This window comes from Plesiomonas sp. ISS29, assembly GCF_056522795.1.
In genome coordinates this window covers 174,239-194,594 of sequence record NZ_JAWRZQ010000001.1, presented here as the reverse complement: position 1 = coordinate 194,594, position 20,356 = coordinate 174,239, and the positions used below count along the sequence as shown (strand labels likewise).

Genomic DNA, 20,356 nt, shown 5'->3' with positions numbered 1-20,356 from the left:
ACGCCGACTTTTGTCGGCGTTTTTTGTTTCTGCAGACCCTTCAGTCAACTTCAGCTAAAACAACCCATATTACGCATTCTCTCTCGTGTAGCCACAAGGTATACTTGCCGGCTCAGTCTCATTTCTATCATCCGTTAGGGTGATACTCTCAAGTGCAGTGAATGTCTATGGCGGTTAAACAAACCAAACCCACACGCAGAGATGCGCAGGTTGACGGCATTAAACTGCCGCCACACTCATTAGAAGCTGAACAGTTTGTTCTCGGCGGCTTAATGCTGGATAACGAACGCTGGGATAACGTGGCCGAAAAAGTGGTAGCCCGTGATTTTTACAGCCGTCCGCACCGTCTGATTTTTGAAGAGATGCACCGCTTATTAGAGCGCAGTAAGCCGATTGACCTGATTACTCTCTCTGAATCTCTTGAAGTAAAAGGTATTTTGGATGATGTTGGTGGCTTTGCCTATTTAGCTGAATTATCGAAAAATACCCCCAGCGCGGCCAATATCTCAGCTTATGCCGAGATAGTGCGCGAGCGCGCGGTGGTACGCGACATGATTTCGGTAGCGCATGAAATTGCCGATGCCGGTTACGATCCGCAGGGCCGTAACAGTGAAGATTTACTCGATCTGGCTGAATCTAAAGTCTTCCAGATTGCCGAAAATCGGGTCAGCAAAGATGAAGGCCCGAAAAGTATCGAGACCATTTTGGAAGATACTGTCTCGCGTATTGAGCAGCTGTATCAACGCCCACACGATGGCGTTACCGGTGTCTCGACCGGTTTTGGTGATTTGGATAAAAAAACGGCCGGCTTGCAGTCATCTGATCTGATTATCGTGGCGGCGCGCCCATCTATGGGTAAAACCACCTTCGCGATGAACCTGTGTGAAAATGCGGCGATGATGCAGGATAAACCGGTACTGATTTTCAGCCTTGAGATGCCGGCTGAACAGATCATGATGCGTATTCTGGCTTCACTTTCCCGTGTTGATCAAACCCGCATTCGTACCGGTCAGCTCGATGATGAGGATTGGGCGCGGATCTCAAGTACCATGGGCTTGTTGCTAGAAAAGCGCAACATGTACATTGATGACTCGTCTGCGCTAACACCGACCGAACTGCGCGCCCGTGCACGACGGATTTTCCGTGAGCATGGCGGCCTGAGTATGATCATGGTCGACTACCTGCAACTGATGCGTGTTCCGGCACTGTCTGACAACCGGACACTGGAAATTGCCGAGATCTCGCGTTCACTCAAAGCGTTGGCCAAAGAGCTGCAAGTGCCGGTGGTGGCGTTGTCGCAGTTGAACCGAAGCCTAGAGCAGCGTGCCGATAAGCGGCCGGTGAACTCCGATTTGCGTGAATCCGGCTCTATCGAGCAAGATGCTGACTTGATTATGTTTATTTATCGTGATGAGGTATATCACGAAAATAGTGATCAGAAAGGCGTTGCCGAGATCATTATCGGTAAGCAGCGTAACGGCCCGATAGGTTCGGTGCGCTTGGCGTTCCAAGGACAGTGGTCTCGGTTTGATAACTATGCCGGCCCCGCATATGACGATGAGTATTAAGGACAAACACGTGAAAGCAGCGACCGCAGTGATTGATCGCATCGCGTTGCGACATAATCTGCAACGGGTTAAGGATTTTGCACCAGACAGCCGGATTATCGTCGTCGTTAAAGCCAATGGCTACGGTCATGGTTTGGTGGAAGTAGCGCACACACTCAAAGAACAGGCCGATTGTTTTGGGGTCGCGCGCATTGAAGAGGCACTGGCCTTACGCTCCGGCGGTATTGTAAAACCGATTCTTATGCTGGAAGGGTTCTTCTCTGCCGAAGATTTACCGGTACTGGTCGCCAATAATATTGATACCGTAGTACACAGTATCGAGCAATTAGAAGCCCTTGAGCAGGCGGTATTGGATAGGCCCATTACGGTCTGGATGAAACTCGATACCGGCATGCACCGTTTAGGTGTACGCCCCGAGCATGCAGAGGCGTTTTATCAGCGCTTGCAGACTTGCCGTAATGTGGTGCAGCCGGTGCGCTTTATGAGCCATTTCAGCCGTGCTGATGAGCCAGAAGTGAGCACAACACGCGATCAGTTGGCCTGTTTTGATTCGATTGTGGCAACCAAACCGGGGGCGCAGTCTATCGCCGCATCCGGCGGTATTTTGTTATGGCCGCAATCACACCGAGACTGGGTGCGCCCGGGCATTATTATATACGGTATCTCACCGTTTAATGACTCGTTTGCCGATTGCTACGGGCTGCGCCCAGCGATGACGCTGAAATCGAGCCTGATCGCTGTACGTGAGCATAAGGCCGGTGAAGCGGTAGGTTATGGTGGCTGCTGGGTGAGTGAGCGTGACACCCGCTTGGGCGTGGTGGCGATAGGTTATGGTGACGGCTATCCGCGTGATGCTGCAACCGGTACGCCTGTGCTGATTAACGGCCGTATTGTTCCGCTGGTCGGGCGGGTATCTATGGATATGGTCACCGTTGATCTAGGGCCGGAAACGCAAGATAAAGTCGGCGATGAGGCCATTTTATGGGGCGAAGGTTTGCCGTGTGAGCAAGTTGCGCAATATACCGGAACAATCGCTTATGAGCTGGTGACCAAACTCACCCCTCGGGTGCAGATGCAGTATGTTGGTGATTAACCGATTATTGCGCCAACGGCATAGCGTTTGTGCCGTTTAATAACACTGTACGACAGGCAATCGGCAGACTGCGTAAAGTCATGATTGCCTGCATACAAAAGAGCAGGTTCAAGTTACATTCTGTGTACCACAATTGTGTTCACAATGACTATTCAGCTCACCATTATTCAGCCCACAGCGCTTTACCGTACAGACGCTTATTCCAGTCTTCCACCATGCCGCTGTGCAAACGCGCCTGCACCTGATTTTTCCAGCTGACCGAAAGTTGCTGGCAGTCATTCATTGCAACAAGCCCGACATGGTTGAGGGGTTCAGTATAGAAGATATGGTTCATGTGATAGACCGAGAGCGGGCAGTCACCGTGGGTTAGTAGTGTTAACGTATCATCCGGTTTTACCGTACCTGCCTGTAATACCCGCAACAACCAGCCGGTACGGCCACTGTTTTGCATGGTCATCGCCAGATTTTCAACGTCAAAACGCACGTTTAGTTTATAGCAGGGCGAGCGCGGCTGGCTGATTTGTACAACCGCTTCGCCTAACTGAAACAGATCACCGACATGGCAATTCTCTTCGGTCAGCCCAAATCCTGACAGATTCTCACCAAACGCACCGCGGACAAAATTGGGATTATCAGGGTAAATACTCTTCCAGTACTCGTAGTGTTCCGCCGGATAGTAGTGCAGTGCGCGTTCAGTACCACCGTGGTAGCGGGTATCGGCTTGTTGATCGCCTTCAAAACCCAGCTCACTCAAAAAAAGCGCGTTGTTACTCTCATTTTTGTAGATGGCACTGTGAATACCATGCAGCTGTGTACTACATGCCCCGTGGAAAATGCGCATTTCACTGCTGTTCATGATTTCCTCGTCTGCTTGATTTAAAAGGAAGAGAGCATTAAAACTGTGATCTTAATCTCTCTATGGTGGCATTGTCGTTATTGATTACGCTCAGAGTAGTAAACTTCCGTAAAACAAGGTTTCTTTGCACTGATTTGGTGCCTGAAAACCCTAATCTGTTCTTTAATTAAGTTATTTAATTTAAAACTGCTTTCTAAAAACAGATCAATTTATAGGAACACATGAGAATGAAGAATATTAATCCGACCCAAACGGCGGCCTGGCAACAGCTAGAACAGCACTATCAAACCATGCGTCATACCCATCTGCGCGATCTTTTCGCCGATCAGGCGGATCGTTTTACCGCGTATTCTGCTGAATTTGAAGATCAATTTTTGTTAGATTATTCGAAAAACTTGATTAATCAATCAACTATGACGCATCTTTTTGCATTGGCAGAACAAACTGATCTGCCTGCATCCATCAAATCAATGTTCAGCGGCGAAAAAATTAACCGTACCGAAGATCGTGCGGTACTGCATATTGCACTGCGCAACCGCAGCAATACCCCGATTATGGTTGATGGCCGAGATGTCATGCCGGAAGTCAACGCCGTGCTGGCCAAAATGAAAGCATTTTGTGATCGCGTGATTGGCGGTGAGTGGGAAGGCTATACCGGAAAAGCGATTACTGATGTGGTAAATATCGGGATCGGCGGTTCGGATCTTGGCCCTTACATGGTTACCGAAGCGCTGAAAGCGTATAAAAACCACCTGAATATGCATTTTGTCTCTAACGTTGACGGCACGCATATTGCTGAAACACTCAAAACCCTCAACCCTGAAACCACACTCTTTTTGGTGGCCTCAAAAACCTTCACTACACAGGAAACCATGACCAACGCGCTCTCTGCACGTGCATGGTTCTTGGCCGCAGCAGGTGATCAGGCGCATGTTGCCAAACACTTTGCCGCGTTATCAACCAATGCCAGCGCAGTTGCGGCATTCGGTATTGATACAGCCAATATGTTTGAGTTTTGGGATTGGGTTGGTGGGCGCTATTCACTCTGGTCAGCCATTGGTCTGTCAATTGCCCTGTCGGTTGGCTTTGATAATTTCGAGCAATTGCTGTCCGGTGCTCACGCCATGGACCGCCACTTTGCTGAAACCGAACTGTCGCACAACCTACCGGTTCTGCTGGCGCTGATTGGCTTGTGGTACAACAACTTCTTCGGCGCTGAAACCGAAGCCATTTTACCGTATGACCAATACATGCACCGTTTTGCCGCCTATTTCCAGCAGGGAAATATGGAATCGAATGGTAAATCGGTGGATCGTAACGGTGATCCGGTGAACTACCAGACCGGCCCGATTATCTGGGGTGAACCGGGCACCAACGGTCAGCATGCGTTTTATCAGCTGATCCATCAGGGAACAAAACTGATCCCGTGCGACTTTATCGCACCGGCCAACAGCCATAACCCGCTGGGCGATCATCATGCAAAATTGATGTCGAATTTCTTTGCTCAAACTGAAGCACTGGCGTTTGGTAAAACCGCCGCCGAAGTGGAAGAGGAGTTTGTCTTGGCCGGTAAAACGGCTGCAGAGGTTGAGCATATCGTTCCGTTCAAAGTGTTTGAAGGCAACCGCCCGACCAACTCCATCTTACTGCGTGAAATCACCCCGTACAGTCTGGGCGCACTGATTGCTTTATATGAGCACAAAATCTTTGCACAGGGCGCAATGCTGAATATTTTCAGTTTTGATCAGTGGGGCGTAGAGCTGGGTAAACAACTGGCAAACCGCATTCTGCCTGAGTTGCAAGATAGCCGAGCAGTGCAAAGCCATGACAGCTCAACTAATGGCCTGATCAACAGCTTTAAACAGTGGCGTCAGTAATTAGCCCTTGCTGTTAACGTGTTAAACCGCGTAAAAACAGACCTCGGGGCGTCGATAACGCCCCGTTTTTTTTAAAAAATATTACTTTACGGGGGATGCAGAGCACGAGGCACACGTGCCGTGTACCTCAACAATCCGGTGCTTAATGGTAAAGCCAATCTCGGCAGCTACCGTCGCTAGCGTGTGATCGATAGCTTCGGTACGGCACTCATTAACACAACCGCACTGATCACAAATAAAAAGCTGTGTGTGATGCACATGCTCTTCAAAACCGCTGCACAGTACAAAACTGTTGACCGATTCCACCTTATGCACAAAGCCCTGCTCTAGCAGAAAATCGAGCGCCCGATATACCGTTGGGGGTTTTGCCTGTGGTTCGCTGTGCCGTAATTTATCGAGCAGATCATATGCGCTAATTGCACCGGCATGTTCTGCCAGTAAACGCAACACCTGTTGACGTTGCGCTGTCAGGCGTACGCCGCGCTGCTCGCATAAGATCTGTGCTTTTTGAAGTAAACGCTGGAGTGCTTGCTGATTCATGCCAAAATTCTGCAGAGTAAGAGCCTTTTCAGGCCGTGAGTTTAGCATGAGTGGTCAAAAAATAGCGAAAAGTGGTGCGGGTTTGTTAGAATGCGCGCCCGATGAGGAGATCAGCATGACCCAATACCCAAGCCAACGTTTTTCTGTTGCCCCGATGCTCGACTGGACCGACCGCCACTGTCGCCATTTCCACCGCCAACTAACACGCCAAACCCTGCTGTACACTGAAATGGTGACTACCGGTGCGATCATTCATGGAAAAGGCGATTATCTGGCCTATAACGATGAAGAGCATCCGTTGGCATTACAACTTGGCGGCAGCAACCCGGCTGATCTGGCGCAGTGCGCGAAACTGGCCGAACAGCGCGGTTATGATGAGATCAACCTCAACGTGGGCTGCCCGTCAGATCGCGTACAAAACGGCATGTTTGGCGCGTGCCTGATGGGGAATGCCACACTGGTTGCCGATAGCATCAAAGCCATGCGCGATGTCGTTTCCATTCCGGTGACTGTGAAAACCCGAATCGGAATTGATGATCAAGATAGCTACCCATTTTTGGTCGATTTTATTCAGACTGTGGCTGGAAAAGGCGAGTGCGATACCTTTATTGTACACGCCCGTAAAGCGTGGTTGTCGGGCCTGAGCCCCAAAGAGAACCGCGAGATCCCACCACTGGATTATGAGCGTGTCTATCAGCTCAAGCGTGATTTTCCGCAGCTAACCATTGCCATTAACGGCGGAATTAAAACGCTCGATGAGGCAAAAATCCACCTTGCACATCTCGATGGCGTGATGGTCGGGCGCGAAGCCTATCAAAACCCGACACTGCTGACACAGGTTGATCAGCAGCTGTTTGACTCTAATGCACCGGTAGTTGATGGCATTGCCGCCGTTGAGGCGATGTACCCGTATATCGAGCGCGAACTCAGTCAGGGCACATACCTTGGCCATATCACCCGACATATGCTGGGCATTTTTCAGGGTATCCCGGGCGCACGCCAGTGGCGTCGGCATTTAAGTGAAAATGCCCATAAAGCCGGTGCGGGCATTGAAGTCTTACAGGCAGCACTGAACATGGTGCAGCGCGGATAATCTGGCCGACTTAGCCGTGAGTCGTCAGCAGCAACTCAGTAAAAAGCAGCATGAACCGATACGGTGATTGGCTTATGATAATCCCCGCTCGGATTTTGTGCTATTTTTGAGCATCGCGTTAGCCATTAGGTTGACCAAACTTACAGGCAAGTGGCCTGAATCAAAGGGAATACAGCCATGTTGGAACTGTTTTTTGTTTTAGGCTTTTTTGCTGTGCTGCTGATGACCGGATTATCGCTACTCGGTGCGATTGCCGCACTGGTCGCCGGTTTTGTACTCATGCTACTGGCCGGTATGCTCGCGGTCGCATTTAAAGTATTACCGTGGCTGATTGTGGCGGTTATCGTGGTCTGGTTTATCCGCACCAAGACCGATTATGGCCGCCGTCACCTGCGATAAATCTATTTGTTACCGCATTTTCGAAGATATTTTTTTGTGATTAGGCTGTCTTTGTACGGAATTTATTCAAATTACCGTGAATTTAGCCGTTTTACCCGCTAGAAGATTCGGTGGTTTATCGGTATCGTTAGCGCCTGATTTATCGGCTGTTACCCTTACTGATAAGGATATCATCATGCAAAAAGGGCTTTTCTCCTTGTTACGACTAGGTGGTGCATTCTGTCGTTGTGTGCTGTTTAGCAGCTTACTATTGAGTAGCCTGTTGAGTAGCGCTGTACAGGCCGCAGTTGTGGCGGCTCAGCCATACGCGCGAGCCACCGTTGCCAATGCGAGTGTCTCGGCCGTCTTTCTGACCTTATTTAATCCGGAAAGTGATGAGCAGCAGTTGGTATCGGTTAGCTCACCACTGGCCGATAAAACAGAAATGCATCAAAGCAGCACTAATGCGCAAGGGGTGATGAGCATGCAAGCTGTTGCAAAGATTGCGATTCCTGCCAAAGGCACTGTGATCTTACAGCCAGGTGGTCTGCACATTATGTTGCTGAATTTGCATCAGGCACTGCCTGAAGGCACAACTGTGCCGTTGACGCTGACGTTTGATAACGGCCAGCAGATCAAGATTGATGCGGTGGCGAAAACTGTATCGCCTGCAAAACAGCATCAGCATTAATTTTTTGGAATGTTCCCGTTCGGGTGCTTTGGCAATCAACACAGCGTCTGCTGTGTTTTTTCTTTCAGGGCGGGATCAGGTGATAGTGTTACTAGATGATTGTGTAAAGGATATTAATAATGAAAAAGAGCTTAGCGCTGTTAGTTTTGTTTGCTGCGTCTCCGGCGATGGCCGATGCGTTATCAATTAAAGGAAGTACAGAGTTTCTGGCCGGTACAACACTCGATGCAGGCCATGGTTTTAGTGATAACAATGCCAGCGGTTACCGTATCGGTCTGCAACTTGAGCACCCGATCCCATTGTTGCCGAACGCTATGATCCGCTACCAGAATCTGGATGGCAGCTCTAACGGTCAGGTTATCGAACAAGAAAAGTGGGATATGATTGGCTACTACCAGCTGCTAGATAACGGCCTGATCAACATCGATCTGGGCGCTGGCTGGCGGCAACAGACCAACACCGTGAGTAATCACAGTGTTGAGCAAGGGATGTTCTTGGCTTATTCCGCCGGTGAACTGCGTATTCCAAGCACTCCGTTGTCGATTACCGCAGAGCTGAACATGCCACTCTATGACAACACATGGGGCTACGATGGCCAACTGGGTCTGGCATGGCGTGCCGGCGCACTGAACCTGAAAGCCGGTTATCAGTGGGCGAAAATGGACTTCAACGAAAATAACAACAATGCCAGTGACATGAACACCAACGGCTGGTACGGCGGGTTGTCGTTCGGTTTCTAATTGATCCAATCTGTTCGATTATCTCCCCCAACGGGCACTGCGGTGCCCGTTCTTATTTCTTTCAGTTATTAAACATTGCTATCCATTCTTTATCTTGATTTAGAACTGTAGGTAATCTAGCCACATCTCTAGCATAAGGAATGTCGTGATGATGAGTGCCAAGGATTTACTGGCGGCCTCTGTGCCAATCAGTGCCGCGCAGCTAAGCGGCTTACAGCAGACTCTGGGTGACCCCTCCGTACAACAACTGGCATGGTTATCTGGCTATTTTTGGGCACTGAGTCATCAGGCCAGCACCGCAACACTGACCACATCTCTTGGCAGCCAGACACCCGCTATCAGCACGGTCACTCAGTCTCTGGCACCCGTAATCACCCTGATCTCTGCCTCACAAACCGGCAATGCCAAACGCGTGGCTGAAAGCTTGCGTGATACGCTGCAAACCGAAGGCTGGCAGGTAAACTACCTGAAAGCGGCAGATGTAAAATTAAAAAGTTTGGCTCAGGTGCAAATCCTGATTGTCATTGCCGCCACCTATGGCGAAGGTGAGCCGCCGGAAGAGGCCGTTGAGCTGCATAAATTCCTGTACGGTAAAAAAGCGCCTGATCTCTCTGCGGCCCAGTTTGCCGTTTTTGGCTTGGGGGATTCCTCCTACGAAAAATTCTGTCAAACCGGTAAAGACTTTGACTCGCGCCTTGCCGATTTGGGCGCTCGGCGTTTACTCGCGCGGGTAGATGCCGATGTTGATTATCAGGCCGCCGTGGGCCAGTGGTCTGCTGCGTTAGTGGCTGAGCTTGCGCCACAGTTAGCGGTAGCCTCCTCAGAGCCTTCCTCGGTGACGTCTGCTGTTGCTATATCCCCCCTTAAGAAACAGCAGCACTACAGCAAAGATGCACCGTGCACCGTGCAGCTTGCTGCCCAGCAAAAAATTACCGGCCGCGACTCTGAAAAAGATGTCCGCCACATTGAAATTGATCTGGGCGAAAGTGGCTTAACCTATCAGGCTGGTGATGCACTCGGTGTCTGGTTTAGCAATGATCCTTTGCTGGTGGATGAGCTGCTCGGGTATGTCAGTTTGCAGGGCAGTGAAACGGTCAGTGTTGATAGCCACCTTGGTTTGTCACTGCGTGAAGCTCTGATTCATCACTATGAGATCACCCAAAATGCCCCTTCAGTGGTTGAAGCTTATGCCGGTTTTAGCGGCGCAGAGCACCTACAAATCTTAACGGGGGATAAAGCTGCACTGCGCCACTATGCTCAGCAGCACTCACTCATTGCCATGCTACAACAAGCACCTAGCCCGCTGAGTGCCGAACAACTCATTGGTATGTTACGCCGCTTAACTCCGCGCCTGTACTCTATTGCCTCAGCACAGGAAGAGGTGGGCGATGAAGTGCACCTGACAGTCGGAGTGGTGCGCTATGAAGAGAATGCACAGGCCCGTAGTGGTGGGGCATCAGGTTTTCTAGCCGATCGTCTGCAAGCGGGTGATGCTCTGCGAGTGTTTGTTGAACCGAATGATAACTTCCGCCTGCCGGATAATCCTGCAACGCCGGTGGTCATGATTGGTCCGGGAACCGGTATTGCCCCATTCCGTGCCTTTATGCAACAACGCGAAGCCTCTGGTGCGGAAGGGAAAAACTGGTTATTTTTCGGTAACCCACATTTTACCGATGACTTCTTGTATCAGGTTGAGTGGCAAAAATGGGTAAAATCAGGATTAGTGACGCAAATATCGCTGGCATGGTCGCGCGATCAGGCGCACAAAGTGTACGTGCAGGATAAAATTCGCGAGCAGGGCGCACAGCTCTGGCAGTGGTTGCAGCAGGGCGCACACCTGTATATCTGTGGTGATGCCAACCGCATGGCACACGATGTACAACGTGCCCTCCTTGAGGTTATCGCCCAGCATGGCCACTACTCTGCCGAACAGGCTGATGAGTACCTTAGCGAACTGCGCCAAACGAAACGCTATCAAAGGGATGTGTATTGATGAGCCAGAAATTATCGGATAATGAGCGTATTAAAAGTCAGAGTAACTTTTTACGCGGCAACATCGCAGAAGAGATTAACGACGGCCTGACTGGCGGTTTTTCCGCTGACAGTATTCAGCTGATTAAATTTCACGGCCTGTATCAGCAAGATGATCGTGATATTCGCGCCGAGCGTGCAGAGCAAAAATTAGAGCCGCGCCACCACTTTTTGTTTCGCGCCCGTATTGCCGGAGGTGTTGTCTCACCTGCGCAGTGGCTGGCCATTGACCAGTATGCCAGTGATCTGACGCTCTACGGCAGCATCCGCCTGACTACACGGCAGACATTTCAGTATCACGGCATTCTCAAACCCAACTTAAAATCGGTTTTTCAGGGGTTGGATAAAGTCGGGATTGACTCTATTTTCACTGCCGGTGATGTTAACCGGAATGTTATGTGTACATCAAATCCGGCAGAGTCGGTGCTGCATGCGCAGGCATATGAGTATGCCAAAACACTCTCGGATCACTTTATGCCGAATGCTAAAGGCTATGCCGAGATTTGGCTGGATGAAGAGAAAGTAGCCGGTGGTGAGCAAGAACCGATTTATGGCGCGACCTATCTGCCGCGTAAGTTCAAAATGACAGTGGTGATCCCGCCACAAAATGATGTTGATCTGCATGCTAATGACCTGAACTTTGTTGCGATAGCCGATCAGGGCCAGCTAGTGGGTTTTAACGTACTGGTTGGTGGTGGTTTGGGCATGACTCATGGCGATCAGGCTACCTTCCCGCGTACCGCCACTGAATTTGGTTATATCGCAAAAGAAGATGCGATTAAAATTGCTGAAGCGGTGGTGACGACACAGCGCGATTTTGGTGATCGGAGTAACCGTCGCACTTCAAAAACCAAATATACCCTAGAGCGTATCGGGGTTGATACCTTCAAAGCCGAAGTCGAGCGCCGCTCGGGTGTCACGTTTGCCCCGATTCGCCCGTATGCCTTTACTGGCCGAGGTGACCGGTTTGGCTGGGTTGAAGGCATTGATGGTAAATGGCATCTCACCTTGTTCATTGAAAACGGGCGTATCATTGATACGGCCGAACAAACACTGAAAACCGGCTTACGGGAAATCGCACAACAGCATAGCGGTGATTTTCGCTTAACCGCCAACCAAAACCTGATCATTGCCGGTGTTCCACTAGAGCAAAAAGCCCAGATTGAAAAGTTGGCGCGTCAGCACGGCTTGCTGACTGATGGCGTCAGTGCTCTGCGACAAAACTCCATGGCCTGTGTATCACTGCCAACCTGCCCATTGGCCATGGCCGAAGCCGAGCGTTATTTGCCCGGCTTGGTGACAGATGTTGAACAGTTATTGCAAAAGCATCAATTGGCCAATGAACACCTGATTTTACGTGTAACAGGCTGCCCGAACGGGTGTGGCCGCGCTATGCTGGCAGAGGTTGGGTTGGTGGGCAAAGCACTTGGCCGTTATAACCTGCATCTGGGCGGTAGCCTGACTGGTGAGCGCATTCCGCGGCTGTATCGTGAAAACATCAGCGAAGCGGAAATTCTCAGCGAGCTAGATCAGCTGATTGGCCGTTGGTCAGCCGAACGCCTTGATAATGAACCGTTTGGTGATTTTACCCTGCGCAGCGGCATTGTTCGTGCGGTGACAGATCCGGCACGTGATTTTTACCACTGAGTCTGACTACCGGATACCGCCGGTTGGCGGTATTCTTTGAGGTTATTATGGTCTCTTTATCATCGGGTTCTTCATCGCTGCCGCTGGCGGCCACGGCGCTGCGCGTACCTGCGCTGTCAGAGCTACTGACGCTGGATAAAGCCGCACAGCAACAGCAATTAGCGCCGATTAATCAGGTATTGCAAAGCCTCAGTGCAGTGCAACGGGTGACATGGGCGCTCACCCAACTTCCCGCGCAGCATGTGCTCTCATCAAGCTTTGGTATTCAGGCCGCCGTCTGTCTGCATTTGCTGAGTGTTCAGCAACCGCAGATCCCCGTTATTCTGACTGATACCGGCTATCTGTTTGCCGAAACCTACCGTTTTATTGATGAGCTCACCGAGCGTCTACAGCTCAATCTACAGATCTTTCGTGCCGAGCATTCTCCTGCATGGCAAGAGGCGCGTTATGGCCGTTTGTGGGAGCAAGGCGTTGAAGGGATAACTCAATATAACCAGCTCAATAAAGTTGAGCCGATGCAGCGGGCGCTACAAAGTTTGGGAGCGCAAACTTGGTTTTCTGGTTTACGCCACAGCCAGTCAGACAGTCGTGCTGCATTGCCGGTTTTAGCGGTACAACGCGGAGTATTTAAGTTTTTACCAATTGTTGATTGGAGTGATCGCCAAATTTATCAGTACCTTACCGAGCATCAACTGCCTTATCATCCGTTGCGTGAGCAAGGTTATCTATCGGTGGGCGATACTCATACTACTCAGAAATGGGAACCGGGCATGAGCGAAGAGCAGACCCGTTTTTTTGGCTTGAAACGTGAGTGTGGTTTGCATGAAGAACCTGAAAATCAAGGTTCCGGTATCTGACTATTACCTACTGGGTTAATCGCAGATTAGGTGTTGTTTTAAGTGATATTGAATAGCCGTATTAACAGGGAAAATAGCGCACTGTGGGCAAATTTTCCCTAGCGGCTGTTTTTTTATCGTTTTTTATTTACAGTCTATTTTTCTATTCACACACTGATTTTCCTTTTCCTTTTCCTTTTCCTTTTCCTTTTCCTTTTCCTTTTCCTTTATTTTGGCTCTTTTCTCTGTTTTTATTTTTTTGTTTGACTGGTCTATATTGAATTAGCCTATTTTTGATGGTGGTTGCTACGTACAGCGCTATTTAATTTAATTGCAGAGATAGGTTTATCACTCTACAAAAATACATTTCAGCCGATACAGCAAGCAGGCAGCGCCGTCATTTTGCCCGTTATCTTGCCAGATATTGCGCTAAAAATAGCAGTGAACATATATATCCAATGGCGATAAAAAAATCCCATATATGCTTTTTAATGATTATATGCATTTTTTTACCTCCATCATGTAATTATTAAGTTAACAATATGTTTAATTTTTCGATTTTGCAATCCTCATCAGGGTTGCTTTTTTAAGGAGTGCAGGGAATGCCGCGGGCTGATCAAAAAATAGACAGTGATGATTTAGATGCCGGAAGCATACCCTTTGATGCGAAAGCGACAGAAGAGATCCACAGCGCCAATCCGCGCCTGATTAGCGCCCGTAAACGAGCGATTGATATTGCTACCGCACGGCATATTGACGGAAAAATCTACCCGCAACAGACGCTGACACTGACCCAGCGATTACAGCAGCGCTTGCAGCAAGAGCAGCGTGATCGGCAGGCAAACTTAGAGAGCATTATGCGGATCGGCGCAAGCCTGTGTCAGGATACGTTGGCTGTGGAGGCCGATCCTGACTGGATCAGCAGCTTTTTACAGTTGGCACAAGAGACGCGCGGTAGCGCCATGCAGCGGTTGTGGGGGCGAATTCTGGCACAGGAAATTGTGCAGCCGGGTAGCTTTTCAATCAAAGCGCTGCGCACCTTGCGTGATATGACGCAACGTGAAGCCCGGCTGTTTCAGCGTGCTTGTGCAGTGTCATGCAGTTTTAGTAGTGACAGCGCCTCTAAGCGAATAATCACCGGTTTACGGCCGGCAAAAAATGGTCTTAAGGCACTTTTTCGCGCGGCGTTGCCTGAGCAGCTCAATCTGGGCACATTTAAACTGCCTTACAGTGCGTTGCTGTTGCTGCAAGAGCTGGGGCTACTGTTGGGCGGGGAGCTGGAGTCGGGCAGCTTAATCGCCGGAAAACCGTTTCACCTGCACTTTTCCGGCGCAGATCTTAGCCTGACTGCCGCAGAAGCTGGACACCGCTTAACCTACTACCGGTTTAGCCCGGTGGGTGAGGAGTTGTCGCAACTGCTTACCGGCAATGTGTTGCCCGAATATGTGCAGTTGCTCAGCGCGTTGTTTGGTGCACATGTTGCGGTGTCTGTACGTCAGACAGCCATTACTGCATCTGCCTGAATGCCATAAACTGCAGTAATAAAAACTCCGCAACAGAGTGCGGAGTTTTCGTGGTTGCGTTTGAGTCACTTATTTAAGCTACTTTTTAAGTTACCTAGTCAGTATCATTTAGGTTGGTTTCGCTATATTTGTGCTGCTATCGCCAGATGTGTTTGGTGATGTTTGCACCGTTAGCAGTAACCTCTAGCAGCAACCTCGCTGCCAAGGCACTCTAACCATAAAGGCTGGATTGGCCAGATCTTCGCTCTGGTTATAACGCAAAGGCTGGTTATCGAGCGTTTCAATGATGGCACCTGCCGCTTGGGCAATGCAGTGTCCGGCAGCGGTATCCCACGCCATAGTACGACCAAAGCGCGGATAGAGCTGGGCGCTGCCTTCGGCCACTAAACAAAACTTGAGCGATGATCCGACCGCCATCAATGTGTGCGGCCCAAGTTCATTGAGATAGCGATTAAGCTGCGGGTCTTGGTGTGAACGGCTGGCAATCACTACTGGAGGCATCGCTTGCTGCACTTGCAGGCTATCACGCTGACCGTTATGAATACGCCATGCCTTGCCACCCTCGGCCAGATAGAGCTTATCTTGTGCAGGGGCGTATACTACAGCCATGATAGGAACACCCTGTTCAATTAGCGCGATGTTGACGGTAAACTCACCGTTACGCTTGATAAACTCTTTTGTGCCGTCAAGCGGGTCTACCAGCCAGAATCGTGTCCAGTGGCGGCGGGTTTCCCACGGTAGTGCAGCGGCCTCTTCCGATAACACCGGGATACCTGCGGTGAGTGATGTCAGCCCGTTCACAATAATGTGATGTGCAGCCAGATCGGCTTCGGTCAACGGTGACTCATCGGCTTTATGTACGATTGTCACTTCACGTTGATAGGCCGACATGATGGCGGCTCCCGCTTCGCGTGCGATCTTCTCTAACGCCTGCAACATAGGTGTACCTCTCTTACCTAATGATGCCACGTGTTTTCAGCGCCTCCAGTAATGTATCGACCAGTTCACTGACAGAGTGCTGACTGCTGTGAAGATGCACTTCCGGATTTTGTGGGGCTTCGTACACGGCATCGATGCCCGTAAAGTCTTGAATTTCACCCGCGCGCGCCTTTTTGTACAGCCCTTTTACGTCGCGGCGTTCACATTCCGTGAGCGGCGTATCGACATACACCTCAATAAATTGATCTGGCTCGACTAATTCACGCACCAAACGGCGCTCATCACGATGCGGAGAGATAAATGCAGTAAGTACAACCAGCCCTGCATCCACCATCAGTTTACTGACTTCACCGACCCGCCGAATGTTTTCGCGGCGGTCTGCCGCACTAAAGCTCAGATCGCGGCATAAGCCGTGGCGGACGTTATCCCCATCAAGCAGATAGGTGTGGATACCGCGTTGGAACAGGGCGTGTTCGAGCGCACCGGCCAGTGTCGATTTTCCCGCACCGGATAATCCGGTGAACCAGAGCACCGCGGCGCGGTGCTGATGAAGTTGTTCGCGGGCAGCCCGCTCAACCGGATGAGCATGCCAGACAATGTTGTCGGCAATGCTGTTTTTGGCATCATTCTGCATAAGATTCATCCGTACTGATATCGCGCGCACCCCAGTGTGGATACTGTTTACGGATCAGCGCATTGAGTTCCAGTTCAAATGCGCTGTAGGGCAGACTTGGGGCTATTACATCGGCTTGCGATGTGGTTTCGGTATTGCCACGTGCGGATAAACGCTGGTGGATAAGCCCGGCCCCGACGGTGACATTGCTCAAGCGATCAATAAAGATAAAGCTGCCACATTCAGCACTTTGCCGGTAGGTATCGAGCGGCAGCGGTTCGGTAAATTCAATCTCTACACGGCCAATTCCATTGAGCGGCAGTGCATCAGTTGCATGTTGTGCGTGGGTATTAACATCGGTTTGGTGCAGTATCGCACTGATGCGGGCTTGTGTTTTCTTTCCGGCCAGCTTGATGTCGTAGGTTTTTCCTACCAGCAACGGCTGCTCTGTCATCCATACTACATCGGCCAGAATGCGCGAGGTGGTTTGTAGCAGATCGCCCGCGGCAACCAGCAGATCGCCACGGCTGATATCAATTTCATCGGCCAGCACCAGCGTAATGGCTTGCCCGGGTACGGCAACGGGTAAATCGCCATCAAAAGTTACAATGCGGCTGACTTGGGTCTCCAGCCCAGAGGGTAACACTTTAATTTTTTGCCCAACGGCGACAGTGCCTGAGGCCAGTGTGCCGGCATAACCACGAAAATCGCGGTCAGGGCGGCTGACATACTGCACCGGAAAGCGCAAAGCCTGCTCGGTGCGCGATTGCACAACATCAATCTCTTCGAGCACCTGCAACAGTGCCGGGCCCTGATACCAGCTAAGGTTTTCAGTGCGCTGTACCACGTTATCACCATCAAGTGCCGACAGCGGTAAAATGGTGATATTCAATTCGGGATTTAAACGATCGGCAAACGCCAAATAATCCTGTTTGATTTGCGCAAAAATCTCGGCGCTGTAAGCAACTAAATCCATTTTATTAACGGCAACCACAAAGTGGCGGATACCGAGCAAGTTCGCAATGAAGCTGTGGCGGCGAGTTTGGTCGAGCATGCCTTTGCGGGCGTCGATCAGTAAAATCGCTACATCACAGGTGGATGCGCCGGTGGCCATATTGCGGGTGTACTGCTCATGGCCGGGGGTATCAGCAATGATAAATTTACGTTTATCGGTTGAGAAGTAGCGGTAGGCCACATCAATGGTGATGCCTTGCTCACGTTCGGCCTGTAGCCCGTCAACCAACAGGGCCAGATCGAGTTTCTCTCCGGCCGTTCCAATACGGCGGCTATCAGCGTGCAGCGAACTGAGCTGATCTTCATAAATTTGGCGGGTATCATGCAGTAAACGCCCGATCAAGGTGCTTTTACCGTCGTCAACGCTGCCACAGGTTAAGAACCGCAGTAATCCTTTATGTTGTTGCGCCAGCAGGTAGGCTTCCACACCCTGTTCGGCAATTTGTTGTGCGATATAGTTATTCATGATGCCGCTCCTTAGAAGTATCCCTGACGCTTTTTCATTTCCATTGATCCGGCCTGATCTTTATCGATCAGCCGCCCCTGCCGTTCGCTGCTGCTTGATAACAGCATCTCTTCGATAATAGCGGTCAGGCTGTCAGCATCAGATTCAATTGCACCGGTCAGCGGCCAGCAACCGAGTGTACGAAAACGGACTTTACGCTGCTCAATGCGCTCGTGTGGCTGTAATTCGATGCGATCATCATCAATCATCATGAGCATGCCATCGCGCTCTAATACCGGGCGCTCTTTGGCCAGATACAGAGGGACTATATTGATCCCTTCCAGATAGATATATTGCCAGATATCTAGCTCGGTCCAGTTTGATAACGGGAAGACGCGGATACTCTCACCTTTGTTGATCTGGCCGTTATAGTTGTGCCACAGCTCAGGGCGCTGATTTTTCGGATCCCAGCGGTGTGCTTGATCCCGAAATGAGTAGATCCGCTCTTTGGCGCGTGATTTCTCTTCATCACGGCGCGCGCCGCCAAAGGCGGCATCAAATTTGTAGTGGTTGAGAGCTTGCTTAAGCCCTTCGGTTTTCATGATATCGGTATGTTTGGCACTGCCGTGTACAAATGGGTTGATGTTCATGGCCAGCCCGTCGGGGTTGCGGTGTACCAGCAGCTCAAAGCCATACTCTTTGGCGGTGCGATCACGAAACTCATACATTTCGCGGAATTTCCAGCCGGTATCAACATGCAGCAACGGGAAGGGGATTTTTCCCGGATAGAAGGCTTTACGGGCCAAATGCAGCATCACCGAGGAGTCTTTACCGATCGAGTACATCATCACCGGATTGGTAAATTCAGCGGCAACTTCCCGAAGAATATGGATACTTTCGGCTTCAAGTTGCTGTAAATGGGTCAGTTGTTTTACGTCCATGCGATTTCCTTAAACCAAATTTACAACAGAAGGCCAAAGTGGGCTGTGTGGCCGTTCACCAAACCAGTGCAGAGAGTCGGCCAGTGCTGCAACTTCCCCGACAATAATCAATGCCGGAGAGTCAGCGTGCTGGGCGAGTGTCGAGAGTTGTTGCAGTTCACCGCGCAGCACTTGCTGATCAGGGCGTGTTCCTTTAGCAATAATGGCAACCGGTGTGGAGGCTGCCCGCCCGTGCGCGATCAGTTGCTGCTGGATCTCGGCTGCTTTAACCGTTCCCATGTAAATGGCCAGTGTCTGGCGGCCACGTGCGAGTGTTGACCAGTCGAGCTGATCGCCATCGGGGCGGCAGTGTCCGGTAATAAACATGGCTGTTTGCGCATAATCGCGGTGTGTCAGCGGAATACCGGCATAGGCGGTTGCGCCTGCGGCAGCGGTGATCCCGGGGATGACTTGAAACGGAATACCGGCGGGTATCAGCGCTTCAAGCTCTTCTGCTCCACGGCCAAAAATAAACGGGTCTCCACCTTTTAGCCGCACAACCCGTTTTCCGGCCTGTGCCAGTGCCAGCAGGGTGGCGTTGATCTCATCTTGCGGAACAGAGTGAAAACCGGCTTTTTTGCCGACACACAGGCGCTCTGCATCCCGCCGAATCAGCTCTAAAATAGCGTCAGAAACAAGATAGTCGTACAGCACGACATCAGCCTGCTGTAAAACCTGCAATGCACGCAGAGTCAGTAAGCCGGGATCACCGGGGCCGGCCCCAACCAGAAAAACCTCGCCTGCGTTAACGGTGGCAGTGTCATCATTTGCGCTGTGTTGATGCACAGGCTGTTGGTGAGTTGATTGTTTAGGGTGATGTGTCTCGGCGGCAGTTTGCTTGATGACAGTAGCTAAAGCCTGCTCAAGGGTCATTTCTGCCTGTGTCTGCTGCCCATTTTGCACCAAGCTAGAGAAGCGGCCACCAAACAGGGCTTCCCAAAAACGCCGGCGGGCCGTCACTGAGGGGAGCGCGGCTTTCACTTTGCTACGCCACTTGTCTGCCAGCGTTGCCATTGTGCCAAGGTGTGCAGGGAGGGTCGCTTCGAGTTTTTCACGAATTAGTCGAACCAGCACAGGGGCTGCTCCGCCGGAAGATACGGCCACCACAATAGGCGAACGGTCAATAATTGCGGGCACAATAAACGAGCACAGGGCTTTGTTATCCACCACATTTACAAAAATACCGCGCGCCTCTGCGGCGGCACTGACTTTAGCATTGAGGCTGTTGTCATCGGTTGCAGCAATCACCAAAAACTGGCCGTCGAGCTGAGCGGGGTTAAAGGTAGTACTCAGCCACTGTAACTGCTGCTGTTCAACGTGCTGTTGCAGTGCGGCGGTTAAGCTGGCACTGACAATATGAATATTGGCTTGGGCACTTAGTAGCAGGGCTATTTTGCGTTCAGCCACGCTGCCGCCACCCACAACTAAAACCGAACGCCCTTTAATCTGGGCAAATAGGGGTAAGTATTCCATGACAACCCTCGGCAGTAAT

At 50.7% G+C, this 20,356-nt stretch carries 18 protein-coding genes; 11 read left to right on the top strand and 7 right to left on the bottom strand.

What is annotated here, in order from left to right:
* Window positions 1-167: 167 nt before the first annotated feature.
* On the top strand, window positions 168-1,568 hold the full coding sequence (gene dnaB, locus AC1HDJ_RS00815) for a replicative DNA helicase (protein WP_479537945.1): 1,401 nt from the start codon (window positions 168-170) through the stop codon (window positions 1,566-1,568).
* A 10-nt stretch (window positions 1,569-1,578) separates the two neighbouring features.
* Entirely contained in the window at window positions 1,579-2,661 is a 1,083-nt protein-coding gene (alr, locus tag AC1HDJ_RS00810) for an alanine racemase (RefSeq protein ID WP_479536468.1), read from the top strand.
* A 163-nt stretch (window positions 2,662-2,824) separates the two neighbouring features.
* Here the strand turns inward: alr and AC1HDJ_RS00805 are convergent, their stop codons facing one another.
* A complete protein-coding gene (locus AC1HDJ_RS00805; protein WP_479536466.1) occupies window positions 2,825-3,517 on the bottom strand; it encodes an MOSC domain-containing protein in 693 nt (230 codons plus the stop codon).
* Window positions 3,518-3,744: 227 nt separating this feature from the next.
* On the opposite strand from AC1HDJ_RS00805, the gene pgi reads away from it, so the two are divergent.
* Window positions 3,745-5,394 carry a glucose-6-phosphate isomerase gene (gene pgi / locus AC1HDJ_RS00800; protein ID WP_479536464.1) on the top strand — a complete coding sequence of 550 codons (1,650 nt, stop codon included), beginning with the start codon at window positions 3,745-3,747 and terminating at the stop codon, window positions 5,392-5,394.
* 81 nt (window positions 5,395-5,475) lie between these two features.
* On the opposite strand, the gene zur is transcribed toward pgi, so the two are convergent.
* Window positions 5,476-5,934, bottom strand: a complete 459-nt coding sequence (gene zur / locus AC1HDJ_RS00795) for a zinc uptake transcriptional repressor Zur (protein ID WP_479536462.1) — start codon at window positions 5,932-5,934, stop codon at window positions 5,476-5,478.
* A 115-nt stretch (window positions 5,935-6,049) separates the two neighbouring features.
* Here zur and dusA point away from each other — a divergent pair, with 115 nt between their 5' ends.
* The 8 genes from dusA to AC1HDJ_RS00755 all read left to right on the top strand — a co-directional run bounded on the left by dusA (window position 6,050) and on the right by AC1HDJ_RS00755 (window position 14,873).
* A complete protein-coding gene (dusA, locus tag AC1HDJ_RS00790; protein WP_479537178.1) occupies window positions 6,050-7,027 on the top strand; it encodes a tRNA dihydrouridine(20/20a) synthase DusA in 978 nt (325 codons plus the stop codon).
* A gap of 177 nt (window positions 7,028-7,204) precedes the next feature.
* Window positions 7,205-7,426, top strand: coding sequence for an envelope stress response protein PspG (gene pspG, locus AC1HDJ_RS00785; RefSeq protein ID WP_479536460.1), 222 nt, complete (start codon window positions 7,205-7,207; stop codon window positions 7,424-7,426).
* Window positions 7,427-7,601: 175 nt separating this feature from the next.
* Window positions 7,602-8,096: a copper chaperone PCu(A)C gene (locus tag AC1HDJ_RS00780; RefSeq protein WP_479536458.1), complete on the top strand. Its 495-nt coding sequence runs from the start codon at window positions 7,602-7,604 to the stop codon at window positions 8,094-8,096.
* Window positions 8,097-8,215: 119 nt separating this feature from the next.
* Window positions 8,216-8,836, top strand: coding sequence for a TIGR04219 family outer membrane beta-barrel protein (locus tag AC1HDJ_RS00775; RefSeq protein ID WP_479536456.1), 621 nt, complete (start codon window positions 8,216-8,218; stop codon window positions 8,834-8,836).
* A 151-nt stretch (window positions 8,837-8,987) separates the two neighbouring features.
* Complete coding sequence (cysJ, locus tag AC1HDJ_RS00770) at window positions 8,988-10,829, top strand: NADPH-dependent assimilatory sulfite reductase flavoprotein subunit (protein ID WP_479537176.1); 1,842 nt, start codon at window positions 8,988-8,990, stop codon at window positions 10,827-10,829.
* Window positions 10,829-12,514, top strand: coding sequence for an assimilatory sulfite reductase (NADPH) hemoprotein subunit (gene cysI / locus AC1HDJ_RS00765; RefSeq protein ID WP_479536454.1), 1,686 nt, complete (start codon window positions 10,829-10,831; stop codon window positions 12,512-12,514). The genes cysJ and cysI overlap by 1 nt, the downstream gene beginning before the upstream one ends.
* Window positions 12,515-12,627: 113 nt before the next feature.
* Window positions 12,628-13,371, top strand: coding sequence for a phosphoadenylyl-sulfate reductase (locus tag AC1HDJ_RS00760; RefSeq protein ID WP_479537174.1), 744 nt, complete (start codon window positions 12,628-12,630; stop codon window positions 13,369-13,371).
* 581 nt (window positions 13,372-13,952) lie between these two features.
* Complete coding sequence (locus tag AC1HDJ_RS00755) at window positions 13,953-14,873, top strand: TIGR03899 family protein (RefSeq protein ID WP_479536452.1); 921 nt, start codon at window positions 13,953-13,955, stop codon at window positions 14,871-14,873.
* Between the two features lie 183 nt (window positions 14,874-15,056).
* Here the strand turns inward: AC1HDJ_RS00755 and cysQ are convergent, their stop codons facing one another.
* Genes cysQ through cysG form a run of 5 tightly spaced genes read right to left on the bottom strand, consistent with a single transcriptional unit; the run spans window position 15,057 to window position 20,337 of the window.
* Window positions 15,057-15,812, bottom strand: a complete 756-nt coding sequence (gene cysQ, locus AC1HDJ_RS00750; RefSeq protein WP_479536450.1) for a 3'(2'),5'-bisphosphate nucleotidase CysQ — start codon at window positions 15,810-15,812, stop codon at window positions 15,057-15,059.
* 13 nt (window positions 15,813-15,825) lie between these two features.
* Entirely contained in the window at window positions 15,826-16,446 is a 621-nt protein-coding gene (cysC, locus tag AC1HDJ_RS00745) for an adenylyl-sulfate kinase (protein WP_479536448.1), read from the bottom strand.
* A complete protein-coding gene (gene cysN / locus AC1HDJ_RS00740) occupies window positions 16,436-17,905 on the bottom strand; it encodes a sulfate adenylyltransferase subunit CysN (RefSeq protein WP_479536446.1) in 1,470 nt (489 codons plus the stop codon). Before cysN ends, cysC begins: the two co-directional genes overlap by 11 nt.
* 11 nt (window positions 17,906-17,916) lie before the next feature.
* Window positions 17,917-18,825 (bottom strand): sulfate adenylyltransferase subunit CysD, encoded by a 909-nt coding sequence (cysD, locus tag AC1HDJ_RS00735; RefSeq protein WP_479536444.1) that lies wholly within the window; start codon window positions 18,823-18,825, stop codon window positions 17,917-17,919.
* A 9-nt stretch (window positions 18,826-18,834) separates the two neighbouring features.
* The gene (cysG, locus tag AC1HDJ_RS00730; protein WP_479536442.1) at window positions 18,835-20,337 is read right to left on the bottom strand and encodes a siroheme synthase CysG; all 1,503 of its coding nucleotides are present in this window, start codon (window positions 20,335-20,337) and stop codon (window positions 18,835-18,837) included.
* Between the last annotated feature and the right edge of the window lie 19 nt (window positions 20,338-20,356).